The 18,825-nt window shown below is 61.2% G+C and carries 21 protein-coding genes; 10 read left to right on the top strand and 11 right to left on the bottom strand.

Annotated elements, in window-relative coordinates; genetic code table 11:
• The first annotated feature begins 12 nt into the window (after positions 1-12).
• The gene (locus ACM3N8_RS15075; protein ID WP_416016275.1) at positions 13-1,737 is read left to right on the top strand and encodes a proline--tRNA ligase; all 1,725 of its coding nucleotides are present in this window, start codon (positions 13-15) and stop codon (positions 1,735-1,737) included.
• Between the two features lie 95 nt (positions 1,738-1,832).
• On the opposite strand, the gene ACM3N8_RS15070 is transcribed toward ACM3N8_RS15075, so the two are convergent.
• From ACM3N8_RS15070 to ACM3N8_RS15060, 3 genes are all read right to left on the bottom strand, one after another.
• Positions 1,833-2,513, bottom strand: a complete 681-nt coding sequence (locus tag ACM3N8_RS15070; RefSeq protein ID WP_241326599.1) for an SDR family oxidoreductase — start codon at positions 2,511-2,513, stop codon at positions 1,833-1,835.
• Between the two features lie 31 nt (positions 2,514-2,544).
• Positions 2,545-3,174 carry a TIGR04219 family outer membrane beta-barrel protein gene (locus ACM3N8_RS15065; protein WP_042865656.1) on the bottom strand — a complete coding sequence of 210 codons (630 nt, stop codon included), beginning with the start codon at positions 3,172-3,174 and terminating at the stop codon, positions 2,545-2,547.
• Between the two features lie 92 nt (positions 3,175-3,266).
• On the bottom strand, positions 3,267-3,707 hold the full coding sequence (locus ACM3N8_RS15060) for a copper chaperone PCu(A)C (RefSeq protein WP_098982317.1): 441 nt from the start codon (positions 3,705-3,707) through the stop codon (positions 3,267-3,269).
• A gap of 89 nt (positions 3,708-3,796) precedes the next feature.
• Between ACM3N8_RS15060 and ACM3N8_RS15055 the strand changes: the two genes are divergently transcribed.
• Entirely contained in the window at positions 3,797-4,546 is a 750-nt protein-coding gene (locus ACM3N8_RS15055) for an enoyl-CoA hydratase-related protein (RefSeq protein ID WP_290018606.1), read from the top strand.
• Between the two features lie 3 nt (positions 4,547-4,549).
• Here ACM3N8_RS15055 and ACM3N8_RS15050 read toward each other — a convergent pair whose 3' ends face one another.
• A complete protein-coding gene (locus ACM3N8_RS15050; RefSeq protein WP_241326602.1) occupies positions 4,550-4,978 on the bottom strand; it encodes a DUF2753 family protein in 429 nt (142 codons plus the stop codon).
• Positions 4,979-5,279: 301 nt separating this feature from the next.
• On the opposite strand from ACM3N8_RS15050, the gene ACM3N8_RS15045 reads away from it, so the two are divergent.
• The gene (locus ACM3N8_RS15045) at positions 5,280-5,942 is read left to right on the top strand and encodes a CatB-related O-acetyltransferase (protein WP_416016274.1); all 663 of its coding nucleotides are present in this window, start codon (positions 5,280-5,282) and stop codon (positions 5,940-5,942) included.
• 55 nt (positions 5,943-5,997) lie between these two features.
• Here ACM3N8_RS15045 and ACM3N8_RS15040 read toward each other — a convergent pair whose 3' ends face one another.
• On the bottom strand, positions 5,998-6,705 hold the full coding sequence (locus ACM3N8_RS15040) for a ParB-like protein (protein ID WP_241326604.1): 708 nt from the start codon (positions 6,703-6,705) through the stop codon (positions 5,998-6,000).
• Between the two features lie 181 nt (positions 6,706-6,886).
• On the opposite strand from ACM3N8_RS15040, the gene ACM3N8_RS15035 reads away from it, so the two are divergent.
• Both ACM3N8_RS15035 and ACM3N8_RS15030 read left to right on the top strand, forming a co-directional pair.
• Complete coding sequence (locus ACM3N8_RS15035; RefSeq protein WP_416016273.1) at positions 6,887-8,491, top strand: peptide ABC transporter substrate-binding protein; 1,605 nt, start codon at positions 6,887-6,889, stop codon at positions 8,489-8,491.
• 115 nt (positions 8,492-8,606) lie between these two features.
• Positions 8,607-8,906, top strand: a complete 300-nt coding sequence (locus ACM3N8_RS15030) for a hypothetical protein (RefSeq protein ID WP_103472542.1) — start codon at positions 8,607-8,609, stop codon at positions 8,904-8,906.
• A gap of 68 nt (positions 8,907-8,974) precedes the next feature.
• On the opposite strand, the gene ACM3N8_RS15025 is transcribed toward ACM3N8_RS15030, so the two are convergent.
• From ACM3N8_RS15025 to ACM3N8_RS15005, 5 genes are all read right to left on the bottom strand, one after another.
• A complete protein-coding gene (locus tag ACM3N8_RS15025; protein ID WP_043142382.1) occupies positions 8,975-9,394 on the bottom strand; it encodes a DUF4426 domain-containing protein in 420 nt (139 codons plus the stop codon).
• An 18-nt stretch (positions 9,395-9,412) separates the two neighbouring features.
• The gene (yggU, locus tag ACM3N8_RS15020; protein WP_043554521.1) at positions 9,413-9,712 is read right to left on the bottom strand and encodes a DUF167 family protein YggU; all 300 of its coding nucleotides are present in this window, start codon (positions 9,710-9,712) and stop codon (positions 9,413-9,415) included.
• Positions 9,712-10,263, bottom strand: a complete 552-nt coding sequence (locus tag ACM3N8_RS15015) for a YggT family protein (protein ID WP_043142388.1) — start codon at positions 10,261-10,263, stop codon at positions 9,712-9,714. The genes yggU and ACM3N8_RS15015 overlap by 1 nt, the downstream gene beginning before the upstream one ends.
• A gap of 28 nt (positions 10,264-10,291) precedes the next feature.
• Positions 10,292-11,116: a pyrroline-5-carboxylate reductase gene (gene proC / locus ACM3N8_RS15010; RefSeq protein ID WP_378081233.1), complete on the bottom strand. Its 825-nt coding sequence runs from the start codon at positions 11,114-11,116 to the stop codon at positions 10,292-10,294.
• Between the two features lie 90 nt (positions 11,117-11,206).
• Positions 11,207-11,908 (bottom strand): YggS family pyridoxal phosphate-dependent enzyme, encoded by a 702-nt coding sequence (locus tag ACM3N8_RS15005; protein WP_290018599.1) that lies wholly within the window; start codon positions 11,906-11,908, stop codon positions 11,207-11,209.
• Between the two features lie 39 nt (positions 11,909-11,947).
• On the opposite strand from ACM3N8_RS15005, the gene tapT reads away from it, so the two are divergent.
• From tapT to yaaA, 3 genes are read left to right on the top strand one after another with little or no spacing between them, the layout of a single operon-like run.
• Positions 11,948-12,982, top strand: coding sequence for a type IVa pilus ATPase TapT (gene tapT, locus ACM3N8_RS15000; RefSeq protein ID WP_005320466.1), 1,035 nt, complete (start codon positions 11,948-11,950; stop codon positions 12,980-12,982).
• Positions 12,983-13,010: 28 nt separating this feature from the next.
• The gene (tapU, locus tag ACM3N8_RS14995; RefSeq protein WP_043142397.1) at positions 13,011-14,120 is read left to right on the top strand and encodes a type IVa pilus ATPase TapU; all 1,110 of its coding nucleotides are present in this window, start codon (positions 13,011-13,013) and stop codon (positions 14,118-14,120) included.
• Positions 14,121-14,151: 31 nt separating this feature from the next.
• Positions 14,152-14,925 (top strand): peroxide stress protein YaaA, encoded by a 774-nt coding sequence (yaaA, locus tag ACM3N8_RS14990; protein WP_043142400.1) that lies wholly within the window; start codon positions 14,152-14,154, stop codon positions 14,923-14,925.
• 190 nt (positions 14,926-15,115) lie between these two features.
• On the opposite strand, the gene srmB is transcribed toward yaaA, so the two are convergent.
• Positions 15,116-16,339 (bottom strand): ATP-dependent RNA helicase SrmB, encoded by a 1,224-nt coding sequence (gene srmB / locus ACM3N8_RS14985; RefSeq protein ID WP_043142402.1) that lies wholly within the window; start codon positions 16,337-16,339, stop codon positions 15,116-15,118.
• A gap of 128 nt (positions 16,340-16,467) precedes the next feature.
• Here srmB and ACM3N8_RS14980 point away from each other — a divergent pair, with 128 nt between their 5' ends.
• Complete coding sequence (locus ACM3N8_RS14980) at positions 16,468-17,178, top strand: tRNA1(Val) (adenine(37)-N6)-methyltransferase (RefSeq protein WP_378081230.1); 711 nt, start codon at positions 16,468-16,470, stop codon at positions 17,176-17,178.
• Between the two features lie 191 nt (positions 17,179-17,369).
• The gene (gene brnQ, locus ACM3N8_RS14975) at positions 17,370-18,677 is read left to right on the top strand and encodes a branched-chain amino acid transport system II carrier protein (protein WP_290018594.1); all 1,308 of its coding nucleotides are present in this window, start codon (positions 17,370-17,372) and stop codon (positions 18,675-18,677) included.
• Positions 18,678-18,825: the final 148 nt, after the last annotated feature.

Raw genomic sequence — 18,825 nt, 5'->3', positions numbered from 1 at the left:
AGGTCACGAGCGATGCGTACCAGCCAATATCTGCTTTCCACTCTCAAGGAAACCCCGTCCGACGCCGAAGTCGTCAGCCATCAGCTGATGCTGCGCGCCGGCATGATCCGCAAACTGGCCTCCGGCATGTATGCCTGGCTGCCGTCCGGCCTGCGGGTCCTGAAAAAGATCGAGAACATTGTTCGCGAAGAGATGAACAATGCTGGTGCCATCGAAGTCTCCATGCCGGTGGTGCAGCCCGCCGAGCTGTGGCAGGAGTCCGGCCGCTGGGATGACTACGGTCCCGAGCTGTGCCGCCTGACCGACCGTCACAACCGTCCCTTCGTGCTGGGCCCGACCCACGAAGAGGTGATCACCTCGCTGATCCGTTACGAGGTGAACAGCTACAAACAGCTGCCGCTGAACCTCTATCAGATCCAGACCAAGTTCCGCGATGAAGTGCGCCCCCGTTTCGGGGTGATGCGTGGTCGCGAGTTCCTGATGAAGGACGCCTACTCCTTCCACATCGACAAGACCTCGCTGATCGAGACCTACGAGCGGATGCACGCCGCCTACTGCGCCGCCTTCACCCGCATGGGGCTGAATTTCCGTCCGGTACAGGCCGATACCGGCTCCATCGGCGGTACCGGCTCCCACGAATTCCAGGTGCTGGCCGAGAGCGGTGAAGACCTGATCGCCTTCTCCGACACCTCCGACTACGCCGCCAACATAGAAATGGCCGAAGCGCTGGCACCGGCCGGTGAGCGCGCCGCCGCGACCAAGGCTCTGACCAAGGTCGCCACCCCGGCCGTTCACACCATAGACGAAGTGGCCGCCTTCCTGAGCGTGGCGCCGACCGCCATCGCCAAGACCCTGCTGGTGCTGGCCGAGGCGGACGAGCACGGCAACCAGGCCGTCGTGGCCCTGGTGCTGCGTGGCGACCACGAGCTGAACGAGATCAAGGCCGAGAAACTGCCGGGTGTCGCCAACCCGCTGACCTTCGCCAACGAGGAGCAGATCAAGGCTGCCGCCGGTTGTGATGCCGGCTCCATAGGCCCGGTCGGCTTTGCCGGTCGCATCATCGCCGATCGCAGCGCCGCTCATCTGGCAGACTTCGTCTGTGGCGCCAACGAGACCGGCTTCCATCTGACAGGTGCCAACTGGGATCGCGATATCGCCTCCTATGAAGTGGCCGACCTTCGCAACGTGGTGGAAGGCGACCCCAGCCCCTGCGGCCAGGGCAAACTGCTGCTCAAGCGCGGCATCGAGGTGGGCCACATCTTCCAGCTCGGCACCAAGTACTCCGAAGCCATGAAGGCGAGCGTGCTGAACGAGGGCGGCAAGTCCGTCACCATGGAGATGGGTTGCTACGGCATCGGGGTCTCCCGTCTGGTGGCCGCCGCCATCGAGCAGAACAACGACCAGTACGGCATCATCTGGCCGGACGCCATAGCCCCGTTCGAAGTGGCCATAGTGCCGATGAACATGCACAAATCCGAGCGCGTGGCCGAGCAGGCACAGCAGTTCTACGCCGAGCTGAAGGCCGCCGGTGTGGACGTGCTGTTCGATGACCGCAAGGAGCGCCCGGGCGTGATGTTCGCCGACATGGAGCTGCTGGGGGTTCCCCACGCCATCATCATCGGCGACCGCGGTCTGGACAACGGCGTGGTGGAGTACAAGTGCCGCCGCTCCGGCGAGAAGCAGGAAGTGGCGATCGGCGAGATCGTTGCCATGCTCAAGGCCAAGCTGGGTCGTTAATTCAGCCCCCTTGCCAACATAAAAAAGCGCGCCTGATGGCGCGCTTTTTGTTTCTGCTGTACCTGACGAGAGGAAGCGGATGGCGGGGCTCTGCCTCAACCATTGCGACCGATAAAGAGATCGGTCACGTGGCAGCTGCTTCTGGCCTCCAGCGCATCCAGCATGTAGGCCGCCGCATCTTCCGGGGTCATGAAGCCACTCGGGTCCACGTGATCCGAGTTGTCCCAGAATTCGCTGCGGATCCCGCTCGGATAGAGGTTGACCAGCCGCAGGGGCGAGCTCTTGAGCTCGGCGCGCAAAGACTCCAGAAAGCCCCGCATGCCCCACTTGGAGGCGCAGTAGAGGGTCTCGTTGGCCTTGCCCACCTGAGCGGCGGAGGAGAGCACGTTGGCCAGCACGCCGCCTTTTTCGCCGATGAGGCGCACCGTCTGCTGGGCCACCAGAATGGTGGAGATGAGGTTGCTCTCTACCACCCGGCGGATCTGCTCGGCGGTGTAGACACCGACCGGGCCGAACTCACCCACGCCGGCGCAGTGCAGCACCAGCTCGGGCAAGCCGCCCCACTCCACCGCGGCGGCAAACGCCACGTCCACTTCCTCGTGGTGCGCCAGATCGGCGGCTATGCCGATCACCGCCTTGCCGAGCAGATCTTCTTGTTCCTGCAACTTCTGATAACGACGCCCCATCATGGATACCCGATGGCCGCGTTCAACCAGACCTATGGTCAGGGCGCGACCCAGACCGGATCCCGCCCCCGTCACTATGATGTGGCCCATTACCGCTCCTCGTCGTCAGCTGACGGTCAGATTAGAAAGTGAATTCGCCGCCGATGAACCAGCCATCAACCCGCTGATCAACGCGGTCGAAGTCCATGCTCGCATCACGCCAGCCGGCACGCACCTTGAGGGGGACGGAAGCGAACTTGTAGGAGCCACCCAGACGGTAGTCATAGTTGTCGGCATCCTGCACGCGGGCATCGCCGAAGGCGGCAAAGCCGGTACCCGGGATGCGCACTTCAGCACCCGTGTAAGCCATCAGCACATCCTTGTCATAGGAGTAGTGCTGGGTGTTGAAATCGCCATCGTAACGACGACCGGTCAGACCCAGGTCGATCTGGAACAGGTCGTTGTTGAACAGGCGATAGTAGAGGCTCAGGTCGTAGGCCATCAGATCGTTGTTGAGGGCGCCGCCGCTGGTACCGAAATCGGACATCTCGAACTTGGCGTTGGGCAGCAGAATGATGCCGTGCTCCAGTTGCAGGTAGCCGCTCCAGTTGTAGTTCTCGTCATAGCTGCCGTTGGCCCCGACACCGTTGATCTGGCCGCTGCCCTGCGCGTTCCATACATCGGTACCGGCAGCGATACGCCAGTCATCAGCAGCCATGGCAGCCTGGCTGAACAGGGCCAGCACACAACCGGCAATCAAGGTCTTCTTCATCATGTCACTCTCTTATGGACTGGAAAGGCCATCATTTTACCCAGTGCGACGGGAATACACAGTGTAAAAAACTGAACAAGCGTCCATTAATGTCAGTGCTGCATGCCTGCCATGGGTTCAATTGGCTTCACTGGCAGGCTCAATTTCAGCGTCTGACCGTCATCCATGGTCAGGGTCAGCGGGAAGGGCGAGCCCTGGGACAGCTCGCGCACCTCGAACAGCATGATGTGGAAACTGCCGGGTTTGAGCGCCACTTCCCCTTTTGCCGGCACTTCTATGCTCTCGACCTGGCGCATCTTCATGACCCCGTTCTCGTGCAGATGGGTGTGCAGCTCGGCCCGACCCACCTCGGGCGAGGCGGCGGCGACCAGCTTCACCGGCGTGTCTGCGTCATTTTTGAGCACCAGAAAGGCGGCTGTATTGGGAGAGCCGGGTGGCAGCAGGCGCACATAGCCATCGACGGCCTCGACCTTGGCCAGAGCAGGCGCCGCCAGACCCAGGGCCAGCAGGGAATAAAACGCACGTTTAAACATGGTTGAAATCCTTTTATGATGTTGTTAAACGCCGTGAAGATTACCGCAGCGGTAAGCTTTTGACAGCCTGTGATAACAAGGATTTAGACATGGACCCCATTATCGTTGCCGAGCAGCAGTATGGTTTGCTCACCCTGACTCTCAATCGCCCCGACAAGCGCAACGCCCTCAATACCGAGATGTATCTCGCCCTCACCGCAGCACTACGCCAAGCGACACAAGATGACGCCGTGCATGTGTTGCTGATACAGGGTCAAAGCGATTGCTTCACCGCCGGCAATGATCTGGCCGACTTTATGGGCAAGAACACGCTGGAGGCGGACGACCCCATTTTGCAGTTCCTGCACACCCTGGCGGATTTTCCCAAACCCGTCATAGCCGCGGTCGCTGGCCCCGCCGTCGGCATAGGCACCACACTGCTGCTGCACTGCGATCTTGTCTATCTGGCGGACAACGCCCGGCTGCAACTGCCGTTCGTCGAGCTGGGACTGGTGCCGGAGTTTGCCTCCAGCCTGCTCTTGCCCCGCGCCGTGGGCCATCTTAAGGCGGCGGAGTTGTTGCTGCTGGCCGAGGCCATAGATGCCGGTGAAGCGCTGCGTCTGGGCCTCGCCAACCGGGTGGTGGCCGCCGATGCGTTGCTGGCACTGGCCCGTGAGCAGGGTTTGAAACTGGCGGCCAAACCGCCAAAGGCGCTACAGAAGAGCAAGGCCCTGCTCAAGCAGGAGCTCAAACAGGCGGTGCACTTCGTCATCGATCTGGAGGCGCGCGCCTTCTCCCTCGCCCTACAGGGGGAAGAGGCGCAGCAGCGGATCGCGCACAGGCTCAAGCCCAGAGGCTGATCCTCAGTTGAGGCGAAAACGGCCGATCAGCTCGCAGCCCTGCACCTTGTCCTGCAGCTGGATCAGTCTGGCGATCTCGGGATTGGGGTGACGCTTGAGGAAGGAGATGAGCGCCGCCCGGCAGCAACCCAGCTCACTGATGAGGGCTTCACACCCCAGGTTCGGGCACTGGGGCACCAGCGCAGTCACCAGCTCGGAGGCGAGCTTGAGGTAGCGCAGCTCATAAGCGGGCTCTTCCATGGCGCGCCAGAAGTCGGCAAGCCGATGGCAGGTGGCCACCCGCATGCTGGCCAGTTCGTCCAGATCTTCATCGGCCAGTTCGTACACTTCGGCAAGGGCCTGCTGATAGAGGCAGATGGCGGTGCCGAGCGCCCCGGCCCCCAATGCGTTTTCGGCCTCCAGCATGTAGCGCTGCCAGACATGATTCGTCATGACGATCTCCCGAGTCTATGGGTGGGATACTTATCATGCCCAGTCGAGAATGAATATCAACCCGATGTTTTGTGCAGGTTTTAACCAGAAAAGCCTCGCCGGGTTGGCATAGCCCTCCTCATGCCTTACCATCCAGGTCCATCATCTGGCCTCCACCGTCAGGACACCGTCTTCATGTTGCGACCCCGTTTACCCCAGGATCTGGGCTGCTCGACCCTGTGCGTGCCCCGCCTGCTGGTCTGGATCTATTAGCTGCGCTCCTCGCGCCATTCATCCTGTCCATTCAACGAGGAACACAGCCATGACACCCTGCCAACACTGGTCGCAGGTCGAATACCTGCATCTGACGGTGACCAATCCCAACATCTGCCTCAAGGGGCGGCACAGCTACTACTCGGGGGCCTGGGACGGCCTGTTCGAGGAGGAAGCCGTGCGCTACCTCTATGGCGACGGCGTTAGCCGCAGCCCGGAGACCGGCTGGGAGCCGCTCTGGCACATAGACAGGCTCCACATAGGCGATTACGTGCAAATCGCCGCCGGCGTGAAGATCATCATGGGGGGCAACCACACCCACAACCCGGCCTTCATCAGCACCTATCCATTTGCCGATCTGGCTGCCCTCAAACGCAGCTATCGCCCCGCCGGCGATACCCGTATCGGCAACGATGTCTGGATAGGAATGGACGCCATGATAATGCCGGGCGTCACTATCGGGGATGGCGCCATTATCGCCGCCCGCAGCCTGGTGACGCGGGACGTGCCGGCCTACTGCATGGTGGCAGGCACGCCAGCCAGGGTGATCCGCCAGCGCTTTGGCTCGGACGAGATTGCCCGGCTACAGGCGCTCGCCTGGTGGGACTGGCCCGATGAACAGGTACAGGCCCTGCTGCCGCTGATCCAGCAAGGCGAGGTGGCCCTGCTGGAACAAGCCGCCGCCCGCTGGCAACCGGCCGAGCAGGAGTAACGACACCGGAGCGGGGGGCCTGGCACCCCGCTCCGGTAACTGGTTTGGCGCTTGCTCAGCTGCCACTGCGCGACTGATTGACCCGGCACTGCTTGCCGGGATAGCCGGGCAGATCCCCCGCCTTGCTGCTGCATGCCAGCCGCTTGGCCTGATAGAGACGATCCGCCAGATTGGCGCCATCGACCGGCAACCAGTCCATCTGCTGGCCGAGCCAGCTGGCCCAGGCAAACTCGACGAAATAGACCTGATCCCGCTTGTCGACATAGCCCGCATCCTGCAGCAAGCCCGCCACGGTCCGGTAGGGGTAATCCGGCAGCTCGCCAATATGGGCGGGCAACTGCTCAGGGGTCAGCGGCAGCCCCTTCTCGTCCTTGAGCCAGGCCCAGTGATTGCCCTGCATCTGGCTCCAGAAGCTGGACTTGTCCTGCAGGCGGCCGATCACCTTGACCCTGGCCTGCTTCACCCCCGCCTGCCACAGCGCCTTGGTGAGGTGATGCCTGTCCACCAGCCAGTAGCCGCCATCGGGGGCGATGACGATGGGGATCTCTTTCTTTTTCATCAACTTGTCGAGTTGCTTCGCACTTTTTCCTGCAAGCTCCGCCTGGGTATTGTCGACCTGGATCTGGCCGACTCCGCCCTGGGTCGGGTGCAGCTGATCTATGTTCACCTCGCACCAGCTGCCCACCGGACTCCCACGCTCACAAGGCGCCAGCGCCCAGGCGCCCTGACTGATGGCCAGGGCCAACAGGATCCATATTCTCATCGTTCACTCCTCTCCCCCTGACAACGGCTCAGCGGGTCAACTAAGGTTCCATCGCGTCCCTGAAATCACGGGACTCATACTGGCGGTCTGACCAGCAAACGGGATATCATGATTTCCCGTCTGCCGGCGATCATTTCTCGCCGAGTTTTCTCCCCGCTTCACACTATTTGAAGGATCAACCATGAAAGGATGGAGTCCCTTGCTGGCCCTGCTGGGCTGTGCCTGTGTCCAGGCCGCCGATGTTCCGCCCGGCACTCAACTCGCTGCCGAACAGGCCGTCGTACGTCATCTGAAAGATGAACCGGCGAGCCTGAGCCCGCTCAAACTGGTCGGCCTGCCCGAACTGCAGGTATTGCGGGATCTCTACGAGGGGCTGCTGACCCAGGGGCCGGACGGCAAGGTGCTGCCAGGCGTCGCCGCCAGCTGGGACAACAAGGACAATCAGCAGTTTACCTTCCATCTGCGACCGGATGCGCGCTGGTCCAACGGCGACAAGGTCAAGGCCGCCGACTTCGTCTACGGCTGGCGCAAACTGGTTGATCCGAAAGAGGCCGCGACCTTCGCCTGGTTTGCCCAGCTGGCCCGCTTCGACAAGGTGGACGAGATAGTGGCCGGCAAGCTGGCCCCCAGCGAGCTTGGGGTCAAGGCGCTCGACGAGCACACGCTGCAGGTGACCCTCTCCCAGCCTGTGCCCTATTTCCTGAGCCTGCTGACCCACCCCAGCCTGTCACCGCTGCATCAGGCCAGCATGGAGCAATATGGCAACCAGTGGACCCAGCCCGGCAAGCTGGTCGGCAACGGCGCCTTCGTGCTGAGCCACCGGGTGGTGAACGAGAAGCTGGAGCTGACTCCCAACCCCTATTACTGGGATCGCGCCCATACGGTGCTGACCAAGGTCACCTTCGTGCCCATCAACCAGGAAACCGCCGCCACCAACCGCTACCTGGCAGGGGATCTGCACATCACAGAGTCTTTCCCCAAGGAGCAGTATCACAAGCTGATGCAGCAGATCCCGGGGGAGGTCCATACCCCGGATCAACTCGGCACCTATTACTACGCCTTCAACACCCAACAGCCGCCGCTGAACGATGTGCGGGTGCGCAAGGCGCTCTCCTACACCATCGACCGCGGCCTCATCGCCACCAAGGTGCTGGGTACGGGCGAGAAACCGGCCTATCACTTCACCCCGGACGTGGTGGCCGGTTTCGAGCCCAAGGCCAACCTGCTCTCCAGCAGCAGCCAGCAGGCGCTGGATGAGAAGGCCAAGGCGCTGCTCAAGGAGGCCGGTTACGGCCCGGGCAAGCCACTCAAGCTGACCCTGCTCTACAACACGGCGGAAATTCACAAGAAGATGGCGCTGGCCATCGCCAACCTCTGGAAGCAGAAACTGGGCGCCCAGGTCGAGCTCACCAATCAGGAGTGGAAAACCTATCTCGACAGCCGCCAGAGCGGCCAGTTCGAGGTGATCCGCTCCTCCTGGGTGGCCGATTACAACGACCCCTCCGCCTTCCTCGGCCTGTGGGGCTCCCACCACAGCGGCAACATGGCCCGCTTCGCCAACGCCGGCTACGATGCCCTGCTGACCAAGGCGGCCAGCAGCCAGGATCCCCGCGAGCGGGCCCGACTGTTCGATCAGGCCGAAACCATATTGCAGGATGAGGCGCCGATCGCTCCCATCTATCAATACACCAACGCCCGGCTGATCAAGCCCTGGCTCAAGGGCTACCCCATCAACAACCCGGAAGACGTGGCCTACAGCCGCCAGCTCTACCTCATCAAGCACTGATCCTGCCCGGGGCCGGCCATGCCGGCCCCCACCATTCCCCCCTGTTCATGCTCATGTTTTCGGCCTAGAATGCCGCCCTTTCACCCTGTCCCCACCCTATCGTCGTCGGTTTGTTATGCGCTATGTATTGATGATCGCCCTGTTGATGACACTGCCCGCCCAGGCGGCCAGCGAGGCGCAGTGCCGTCAGGCATTCACGGACTGGATGCTGGCCCAGCAAAAACAGTTCAGCGATCGCAAGGCGAGCAAGATGGAACGGCGCAGCGCCGAGCGGGCCATCGATCAGGTGCGCGACGAGTTTGCCAGGCAAGAGAGCTTCTGCCAGACCATGGAGTGGGTGGAGCACAACCGGGATCAGGATCCGCGCTTCACTCCGCGTTCGGGCGAGATCCACGACTTCGCCCCGGCCAGCTGACGCCACCCCATGAAAAAGCCCCGAACCTGAGTTCGGGGCTTTTTCATTCGGCAAGCAGGGCAACAGCCTCAGTCGACGTAGAAGGTCTGCTGGAAGGTCAGCGTCTGTTGCTGCCCCTCCCCCATGATCTTCAGGGTGAACTGGTAGGTATCCTCGTTGCGATAGGGCAGCACCGCCAGATAGTAGATGGCGTCTCCCTCCCTGACCTCCTGGAAGGTCAGGGTACGCAGGGTGCCGGTGAGGTTCTTGGCCTCGCCCGTGATACCTACCGCCTGCGCCACGCCCTGCTTGTTCTGTACGGCGATATTGATGATTCCGTTGTAGCGACTGCGCTCCAGACCGTAGGCCTTGGCCACGTCCGGGGTGAGGAAGCTGGAGTTGAAGGCGCTGTAGTGCACCTGCCAGGGGCCCAGCTCCTTCATCTGTTCCGCCCGCAGCGGCAAGGTCATCAGCAGTGCCAGCAGGCAGCTTATCCAGGCTGTTTTCATGGTGTCATCCTTCTCGTGTTAACCCTGAGTCTCCAGCAGGGCACTGATCTCGGCAGGGATCTGCCTGGGCGCCTCGATGGCAACCGTCTTGTGCCGCCCCAGCTCCCCGCGCACTATGCGAACCTGCCCCTTGGCCACCTTGAACTGCTTGGCCAGATACTTGATCAAGTGGCTGTTGGCCTGGCCATCCACCGGCGGCGCCGTGATGGCCACTTTCACTTCCTCACCGTGCAGTCCGACGATCTGATCCCGGCTCGCCTTGGGCTGGATCATCAGATGCAATATCAGCTCATCCCCTTCCCGCAGGACGGCTGGCATCAAATCATCCACCACAGCTGGCCGAACAGATCACCCAACAGATAGTTTATGGCCTGCAGCCCGATAAAGGCGACCAGCACGGAGAGATCCAGCCCGCCCAGCGCCGGCAAAATGCGACGAATGGGGGCAAGGAAAGGCTCGGTCAGCTGGTGCATCACGTATTCGATGGGATTGCGCCCCTGGCTGACCCAGCTCAGGATGGCGCGAACCAGCAGCACCCAGAAGATCATGGAGCCCGCTTTCTTCAGCACGGTCAGGGCGGCAAACAGGCTGAGGGTGAGCCAGTCGGCCAGCAGCACGTTCATGCTCTTGAGCAGCGCCAGCTTGGCGAAGGCGATGATCAGCGCCAGCAGCACCGAGGCCATGTCCAGCCCGCCGAAGCCCGGAATGACCCGGCGCAGCGGTATCACCAGCGGATTGGTCACCTTGACCACCATCTGACTCATGGGGTTGTAGAAATCGGCGCGGGCCCACTGCAGCCAGACGCGCAGCAGCACCACCATGAGGTAGATATCAAAAATCGTGTTAATCAGAAAATAAGCTGTGTTCATCTGAGCTCCAGCGGTAAGAGAAGAGTGTTCAGAAAAGAGTTTCCATCTCGGCGGCCCGTGCGACGGCCGCCTGCATGGCGTGAGCGGTCAGCGGCATCAGCCCCTGCGCCTGGAATGTCTTGATGGCCTCGGCGGTCGTGCCTCCCTTGCTGGTCACCTGCTCGCGCAGGGTTTGCAGCGACAAATCGGGATTTTGCTCCACCATGGCAGCGGCACCAAGGGCGGTCTGCTGCACCAGCAGGCGCGCCTGCTCGGGCGAGAAGCCCATGGCCTGCGCCTCCTCGGCTATCGCCTGCATGAACAGGAAGAAGTAAGCCGGGGCACTGCCCGCCGCGGCTATGACGCCGTTGATGCCAGACTCCTGCGCCACCCAGAGGGTCTTGCCCACGGCCTGCATCATCTGCTCGGCGAAGTCGCGATCGGCCTGCTCAACCCCGGGGGGGGCATAGAGGCCTGTCATGCCCAATCCCAGCAAGGAGGGAGTGTTGGGCATGGTGCGGATGATGCGAGCGTGACCGCCCGCCATCTCGCCAAGGCGTGCCACCTTGATGCCGGCGGCGATGGAGATGAGCAGCTTGCCCGCCAGCGACCCCAGCTCATCGACCAGTGCGCTCAGCATGCCGGCCATCAACTGGGGCTTGACCGCCAGCACTATGACGTCAGCCTCACGAGCCGCCTCGGCATTATGCTGGGTGATGCGGATGCCGTAGTCGCTCGCCAGCGCGTCCAGTTTGGGACGGCTGGGATTGGCGGCTATGATACGCTCGGCCGGATAACCCGCCTGGAGCAGGCCGGCAATGATACTGCGGCTCATGTTGCCTGCGCCGATAAAGGCGAGGATTCTCTGCTGCATCAAACACTCCTGTTGCTGAAATAGCTGCTGATACCGGCACGGCCTGCGCCGATGAAGGCGAGGGTTCCATATTGCATCAGGTGGTCTTGCTTATGAATAGTCACGGGCACCGAAGATGGCGGTACCGACCCGCACCATGGTGCTGCCATGGGCGATCGCCAGCTCAAGATCCTCTGTCATGCCCATCGAGAGGGTATCGACACTCGGGTATTGTCGCGCAAGCTCGGTGAACAGAGTCTGCATGCGCACCATCTGGGCGGCCAATACCGCCTCGTCACTGGTATGTTCCGGGATGGCCATCAGCCCCCGCAATACCAGCCGTTCGCTGCGGGAGACCAGCTCGGCCAGCCGGAAAATCTCTTGCTCCGACGTTCCGGATTTGCTGCTCTCTCCGCTAATATTGATTTGCAGACAGACATTTAGCGGCGCCAACCCGGCAGGACGCTGGTTGTTGAGGCGCTCGATCAGCTTGTCTCTGTCCACGCTCTGTACCCAGTCGAACCGTTCGGCCACCAGCCTGGACTTGTTCGATTGCAGCGGGCCGATAAAGTGCCACTCTATGTCTGCACAGAGGGCCCGCTCGCGCAGTGTATCTATCTTGGTGGCCGCTTCCTGGGCATAGGACTCACCGAAGCGGCGTTGACCGGCGGCATAGGCCTCGCAAATGGCCTCAAGTGGCTTGGTTTTACTGACCGCAAGCAGGTGGATGTGATCGACACAACGACCCGACTGGCTCGCGGCTTGTACAATACGCTCCTTTACCTGAAGCAGGTGCTGGGCAATCTGGCTCATATTTCGTTAGTGATCTTGTGATGGGAGAATGACAAATCTATGGATATCACAGAGTTATTGGCTTTCAGTGTAAAGCATAAAGCCTCGGATCTACACCTCTCGGCCGGGGTTCCCCCGATGATCCGGGTTGATGGCGAGGTTCGCAAGATCAATTTGCCCGCCCTGGAACACAGGGAAGTGCATGCCCTCATTTACGACATAATGAACGACCACCAGCGCAAGGAGCTGGAGGAAAACTTCGAGGTCGATTTCTCGTTCGAGGTGCCCAACCTGGCCCGTTTCCGGGTCAACGCCTTCCAACAATCGCGCGGTTCGGGCGCCGTGTTCCGTACCATCCCCAGCACTGTGCTGAGTCTGGAGGATCTCGATGCCCCCGAGATCTTTCGCAAGATCTCCGAATACCCCCGCGGCCTGGTGCTGGTGACAGGGCCGACCGGCTCGGGCAAATCGACCACCTTGGCGGCCATGGTCAACTACATCAACGAGAACTTCCACCACCACATACTCACCATCGAAGATCCCATCGAATTCGTGCACGAGAACAAGCGCTGCCTGGTGAACCAGCGGGAAGTACACCGCGACACCAAGAGCTTCAGCAACGCCCTGCGCTCGGCACTGCGGGAAGACCCTGACATCATACTGGTAGGTGAGATGCGTGACCTCGAGACCATACGCCTGGCCATGACGGCGGCCGAGACGGGCCACCTGGTGTTTGGCACCCTGCACACCTCGTCGGCGGCCAAGACCATAGACCGTATCATCGACGTCTTCCCCGGCGCGGAAAAAGACATGGTGCGATCCATGCTCTCCGAATCCCTGCGGGCGGTCATCTCCCAGACCCTGCTCAAGCGGATCGGCGGTGGCCGGGTGGCGGCGCACGAGATCATGATGGGCATACCCGCGGTGCGCAACCTCATCCGGGAAGACAAGATCGCCCAGCTCTACTCGGTGATCCAGACCGGGATGACCCACGGCATGCAGACCATGGATCAGAGCCTCAAGCAGCTGGTCAGCCGTGGCGTGGTGGCCTCCCTGGATGCCAAGGCCAAGGCGGTCGACCCCAATAGCGTTTAAGCACAACGAATCTAAGGAAGGAGTCGTTATGAGTCTGGATGCCCTGTTGACCGAACTGGTCGCACGCAAAGGTTCGGATCTGTTCATCACGGTCGGCACGCCCCCCACCCTCAAGGTGAACGGCCATCTGCAGTCCCTGGGGGGAGAGCCGCTCGACAAGAAGAGTGCCCTGACCCTGGTCAAGGAGACATTAAGCCAGGATCACTTCGAGCGTTACATCCGCACCAAGGAAGCCAACTACGCCATCCACCGCGAGGATCTTGGCCGCTTTCGGGTCAGCGCCTTCTGGCAGCAGGATCTGCCGGGCATGGTGTTGCGCCGTATCGAGACCCGGATCCCGACCTTCGACGAGCTGACCCTGCCCCCCATCTTGCAGGAGGTGGCCATGGCCAAGCGCGGGCTTGTGCTGTTCGTCGGCGCCACAGGTGCGGGCAAGTCCACCACCCAGGCCGCCATGATAGGGTTTCGCAACCAGCACGCCGATGGCCATATCCTGACGGTGGAAGATCCTGTGGAGTTCGTGCACCAGCACGGCCGCAGCCTGATCACCCAGCGGGAGGTGGGGATAGACACGGAGTCGTTCGACGTGGCGCTGAAGAGCTCGTTGCGCCAGGCGCCGGACGTGATCCTCATCGGCGAGATCCGCAGCCAGGAGACCATGGAGTTTGCGCTGCAATTTGCCGAGACGGGTCACCTCTGTCTCGCCACCCTGCACGCCAACAATGCCAACCAGGCGCTGGATCGCATCCTCCACCTGGTACCGCAGGAGAAACACCGCCAGTTCCTGTTCGATCTCTCCTTCAACCTGCGCGCCATAGTGGCCCAGCAACTGCTGCCGAGCGTGGACGGTCGCCGCCGTTTTGCGGCCTTCGAGGTGCTGCTCAACACCCCGCTCATCACCGACATCATCCGCAAGGGGGAAATGCATCGCCTCAAGGAGGTGATGACCAAGTCCACCGAGCTCGGCATGCAGACCTTCGATCAGGCGCTGTTCACCCTGTTCTGTGCCGGCCAAATTGGCTACAGTGAGGCCCTTGCCCATGCCGACTCGGCCAACGACCTGCGACTGCTGATCAAGCTGTCAGGCCGTGAACAGCTGGGTGCAGGCACACTCGACAACGTCACCCTGGATGAATGAGGGGCGTGTGTCACCGCTATAAAGGATCGTTATGCTGATTGTGGTTTCCCCGGCAAAGACGCTGGATTACGAGTCGCCTCTGGTGAGCTCCCGTTTCACCCAACCCGAATTGCTGGATCACTCGGCCGAGCTGATCACCCGGGCCCGCCAGCTGACGCCGGATCAGATCGCCAGCCTGATGAAGATCAGCGACAAGCTGGCCGGTCTCAACGCCGCCCGCTTCGCCCAGTGGCAACCCGACTTCCATCCTGGCAATGCCCGCCAGGCACTGCTGGCCTTCAAGGGGGATGTCTACACGGGTCTGGCGGTGGAGGATTTCAGCGAAGCGGATCTCGACTTCGCCCAAGGGCACCTGCGCATGCTGTCCGGCCTCTACGGCGTGCTGCGCCCGCTCGATCTCATGATGCCGTATCGGCTGGAGATGGGGATCCGGCTCGATAACGCGCGTGGCAAGGATCTCTATCAGTTCTGGGGGGACATCATCACGGAGCGACTCAACCAGGCGCTGGCGGCCCAGGGGGATGAGGTGCTGATCAACCTGGCCTCCGACGAGTATTTCAAGTCGGTACGACCCAAGCGCCTGCAAGGGCGGATCGTCACCCCGGTGTTCAAGGACGAGAAGAACGGCCAGTTCAAGATCATCAGCTTCTACGCCAAGAAGGCGCGCGGCATGATGGCCCGTCACATCATCAAGCACCGGCTGACCGAGGTGGAACAATTGACCGGCTTCAACGTCGATGGTTACTACTTCGTGCCAGAAGAGTCCGACGCTCAGACTCTGATGTTTAAACGCGCCGAAAATTAATTACAGAAAGAGGGAACCAAATTCAGGATCCCCGGGTCTGAATACGTGAATCCTCTGTTGTAAGCACTTTTTATCAGCCGACGTCTATGCGTCGGCTTTTTTCTGCGCGCGATCCGCGAACACAGCCACATTCACCGCAGGCAGCAAGCAAAACGGCCATCCGAGGATGGCCGTTGCAGCAGGCATGAGCTTATTTCTTTTTCTTCTTGGCGTTCTTCTTCTTGCCATCCTTCGGCTTTTTCTTCTTCACCGGTACCCGCGCCTCTTTGTGCTTGGGACGCAGTTCGTCGATCACCCGGCGCTTGAGACGCTCCTCGGTGTAACGCTCTATCTTGGCGACCATGCCCATGTCGTGGGCTTCCACCAGGCTGATGGCGCAGCCACGGTTGCCGGCGCGGCCGGTCCGACCGATACGGTGCACATAGACGTCTGTGCCATAAGGCATGTCGTAGTTGATGACATGGCTGACGTTGGGCAAGTCGATGCCACGGGCGGCGACGTCGGTGGCGATGAGGAAGGGCACTTCTCCCGCATGGAACTTGCGAATCGATTCGATGCGCTTGCTCTGCTCCATCTCGCCCCGGATCCAGGCGCAGGAGACGCCGGCCGCCTGCAACTGGCCTGAGAGCTCCGCCAGCCGTTCACGGGTTCTGACGAAGACGATGGCCTTCTGGGTTTCCGGATCCTTGAGGATATGCACCAGCAGGGCCAGCTTGTGGGCGGCGTCATCGGCCAGATGCACCCACTGGGTGATGGGACGACGCTCGCTGCGGGGCGGCTCGGCATGCAGCTCCACCGGCTCGTTGAGGATCTCGTTGGCAAACTTCTCGAGACCGGCCCCTTCCAGGGTGGCGGAGAACAGCATGGTGTGCTTGCGATAGCGCGCCTCGGCCACGATACGGTTCACATCCTTGATGAAGCCCATGTCCAGCATGCGATCCGCTTCATCCAGCACCAGTACCTCGATGTCGTGGCTCTCGAACTCCTCTTTCTCTATGTACTCGAGCAGACGACCCGGGGTCGCCACCACTATGTCGGTGGTCTTGGTCAGGGCAGGCAGCTGCTCGTCGTGGCTGACGCCACCGATGATGGTCTCGATGCTGAGGTTGGTGTGCACCGCCAGCGCCTTGGCGTGGGCGGTGACCTGCAGGGCCAGTTCGCGGGTCGGGGTCAGGATCAGCATGCGGCATGGGCCCGGCTTGCGGCGCGGGAAGTCCAGCAGATGTTGCAGGGCGGGCAGCAGGAAGGCAGCCGTCTTGCCGGTGCCGGTCGGAGCGGATGCCAGAATATCGCGGCCGTCCAGGGCTGGCTCCAGCACCATCTGCTGGATGGTGGTGGGGCGGGTGAATCCCATCTCGGCCAAGGCCCGGTTGAGGGCTGGATTCAGGTCGAAATCATCAAAGGACTGGCTCATGGCAATACTCGGTCATTAAGGAAACGGCAGATTATAGGCGATTATGTCGTCGGCTCCTATGGTGACTGTGGCTTAGTCGCTATAATCGCCGACCATTTTCTGTGTAGCCGGCATATGGTGGGGGTCAGATGGGACGAAATAGTGGTTTTACCTTCAAGCAGTTTCACGTCGAGCACGACCGCTGCGCCATGAAGGTGGGCACGGACGGCATACTGCTGGGCGCCTGGGCTCCGGTTACCGACGCCCGCCGGGTGCTGGACATTGGCACCGGCAGCGGCCTGATCGCCCTGATGCTGGCCCAGCGCAGCCATGCCGACTGCCTCATCGACGGGGTGGAACTGGATATGGGTGCAGCGACGCAGGCGCGCGAGAACGTGGCGGCCTCCACCTGGGTCTCACGGGTCAACATAGTGGAAAACGCCATTCAGGACTATCAGGCCCCTCCCTACGATCTCATCGTCTCCAACCCGCCCTATTTCGTGGCAGGCCAGTCATTCAGCGATCCGGCTAGGGCGCTGGCCCGCCATACAGGAGCACTCGACAGCCGGGATTTGCTGGCTGCGTGCCACCGTTTGCTGAGCGCCACCGGACAGGTAGCCCTGGTGCTGCCGACCGCCATGGCCGATGAAATTTTAGACATCTCGGCGGATTATGATCTGCATGGCGTTTGTTATACAGCTGTTATCACCAGGGCAGGCAAAGAGGCAAATCGTGTTTTATTGCTACTTGGCAGAGGATTAAGCAGGTGTGAGCAGGATGAGATTGTGATCCATTCTGCTGATGGAGCCTATTCCGACAGATACATCCAACTGACCCACCCCTTCTATTTGAAGATGTAAATTTCGTCTTGAACTATTTTTTCACACCATTATGCTGACTCTTAAACGAGCGCCCGCTCCAGACCAGCTAAAACCACTGGTTGCGATGAAAAAACAAGCGGGGCTCCTTTTTTTTACCCCGGCACAACACTGGTCACTGACCAATAAAAAACTATAACAAGCAATAGTTTACAAGACAGACGAGGTTGAACTTGACGAAATCACTCACATTATCCGATGTACTCGGATTGGGCTTCATGACCTTTGCCTTCTATCTGGGCGCCGGCAACATCATTTTCCCGCCGCTGGCCGGCTACATGGCTGGCGAGCACCTCTCCCTGGCCATGCTGGGCTTCCTGGTGACCGCCGTGGGCCTGCCCCTCATCACCATCCTCGCCGTCGCCAAGGCGGGCAATGGCTGGGCCGGCATGACCAAACTGCTGCCTGCCGGACTGGCAACCGCACTGGCGGTCGCCATCTACATCATCATTGGCCCGGCCTTCGCTGCTCCCCGAACCGGTCTGGTGGCCTACGAGATGGGCCTCAAGCCCTTCATTGGCGACATGGGTCAGGCCGGTCTGGCTGCCTACACAGTGATCTTCTTCGGGATCGCCGTACTGGTCTCCATGAACCAGGGCAAGCTGATGGATGCCATCGGCAAGTACCTGACCCCGGTGTTGATGCTGCTGTTGCTGACCCTGGCCATCGGCGTCTTCGTCGCGCCGCAAGGTACAATGCCGGCCGCGTCCGGTGACTATCAGAACGGCCCCTTCGTGAAAGGGATCCTGGAAGGCTACAACACCATGGACACCCTGGCGTCCCTGATGTTTGGCGCCCTGATCGTCGATCTGCTGCGTCAGAAAGGCATTCACGACTATAAGAGCCAGTTCAAGTATCTGGCCATCGCCGGCGTCATCTCCGCCATCGGCCTGTCCGTGGTCTATGTCTCCCTGTTCCAGCTGGGCAACACGGCTGCCGGCGTCGCCACCGACGTCAGCAATGGCGGTGCCATAGTCAACGCCTACGTGCTGAGCCTGTTCGGCCAGCCGGGTCAGTTCATTCTGGCGGCCATCATCACCCTGGCCTGCTTCACCACCGCCGTGGGCCTGATCTCCGCCTGCTCCGACTTCTTCCACAACCTCACGGGTGTGGCTTACAAGAAGCTGGTGCTGCTGCTGGGTGCCATCTGCGCCGTGGTCGCCAACGTGGGTCTGAGCCAGCTGATCAGCCTCTCCATCCCTGTGCTGGTTGCCATCTATCCGGTCGCCGTGGCCCTGGTGCTGGTTACCTTCCTGAAGGGTTACTTCGGTCGCCCGCGCCTGGTGTTCCGCTCCGTGTTGATGGTCGCCTTCCTGTTCGGTTGCCTGGATGGCCTGGGCGCCGCCGGCATGAAGATGGATGCCTTCGCCTTCCTGCCGCTGTTTGACAAGGGCCTCGCCTGGTTGCTGCCGACCCTGCTGGCCTGTGGCCTTGGCGTTGTGATGCGTTCCAGCGAGAAGCTGGCTGCCGAAGCCGCCTGATTTCACTCCCGTCCATCTCAAAGAGCCTGCCTTGCGCAGGCTCATTTGTTTGTCTGTCAACAGCCTTCTACCACCCGTTACCCCTTTCCTGCGGCCAGCCCCTGCCGCCATGTCGACCGCCTTCACTGATGCCAACCGCTGGCTAATC

The sequence above is a fragment of the Aeromonas sp. A04 genome (assembly GCF_047780465.1).
GTDB lineage: Bacteria > Pseudomonadota > Gammaproteobacteria > Enterobacterales > Aeromonadaceae > Aeromonas > Aeromonas bestiarum.
Note: the sequence above shows the minus strand (reverse complement) of the source record. Positions and strands in the feature narration are given on the sequence as shown.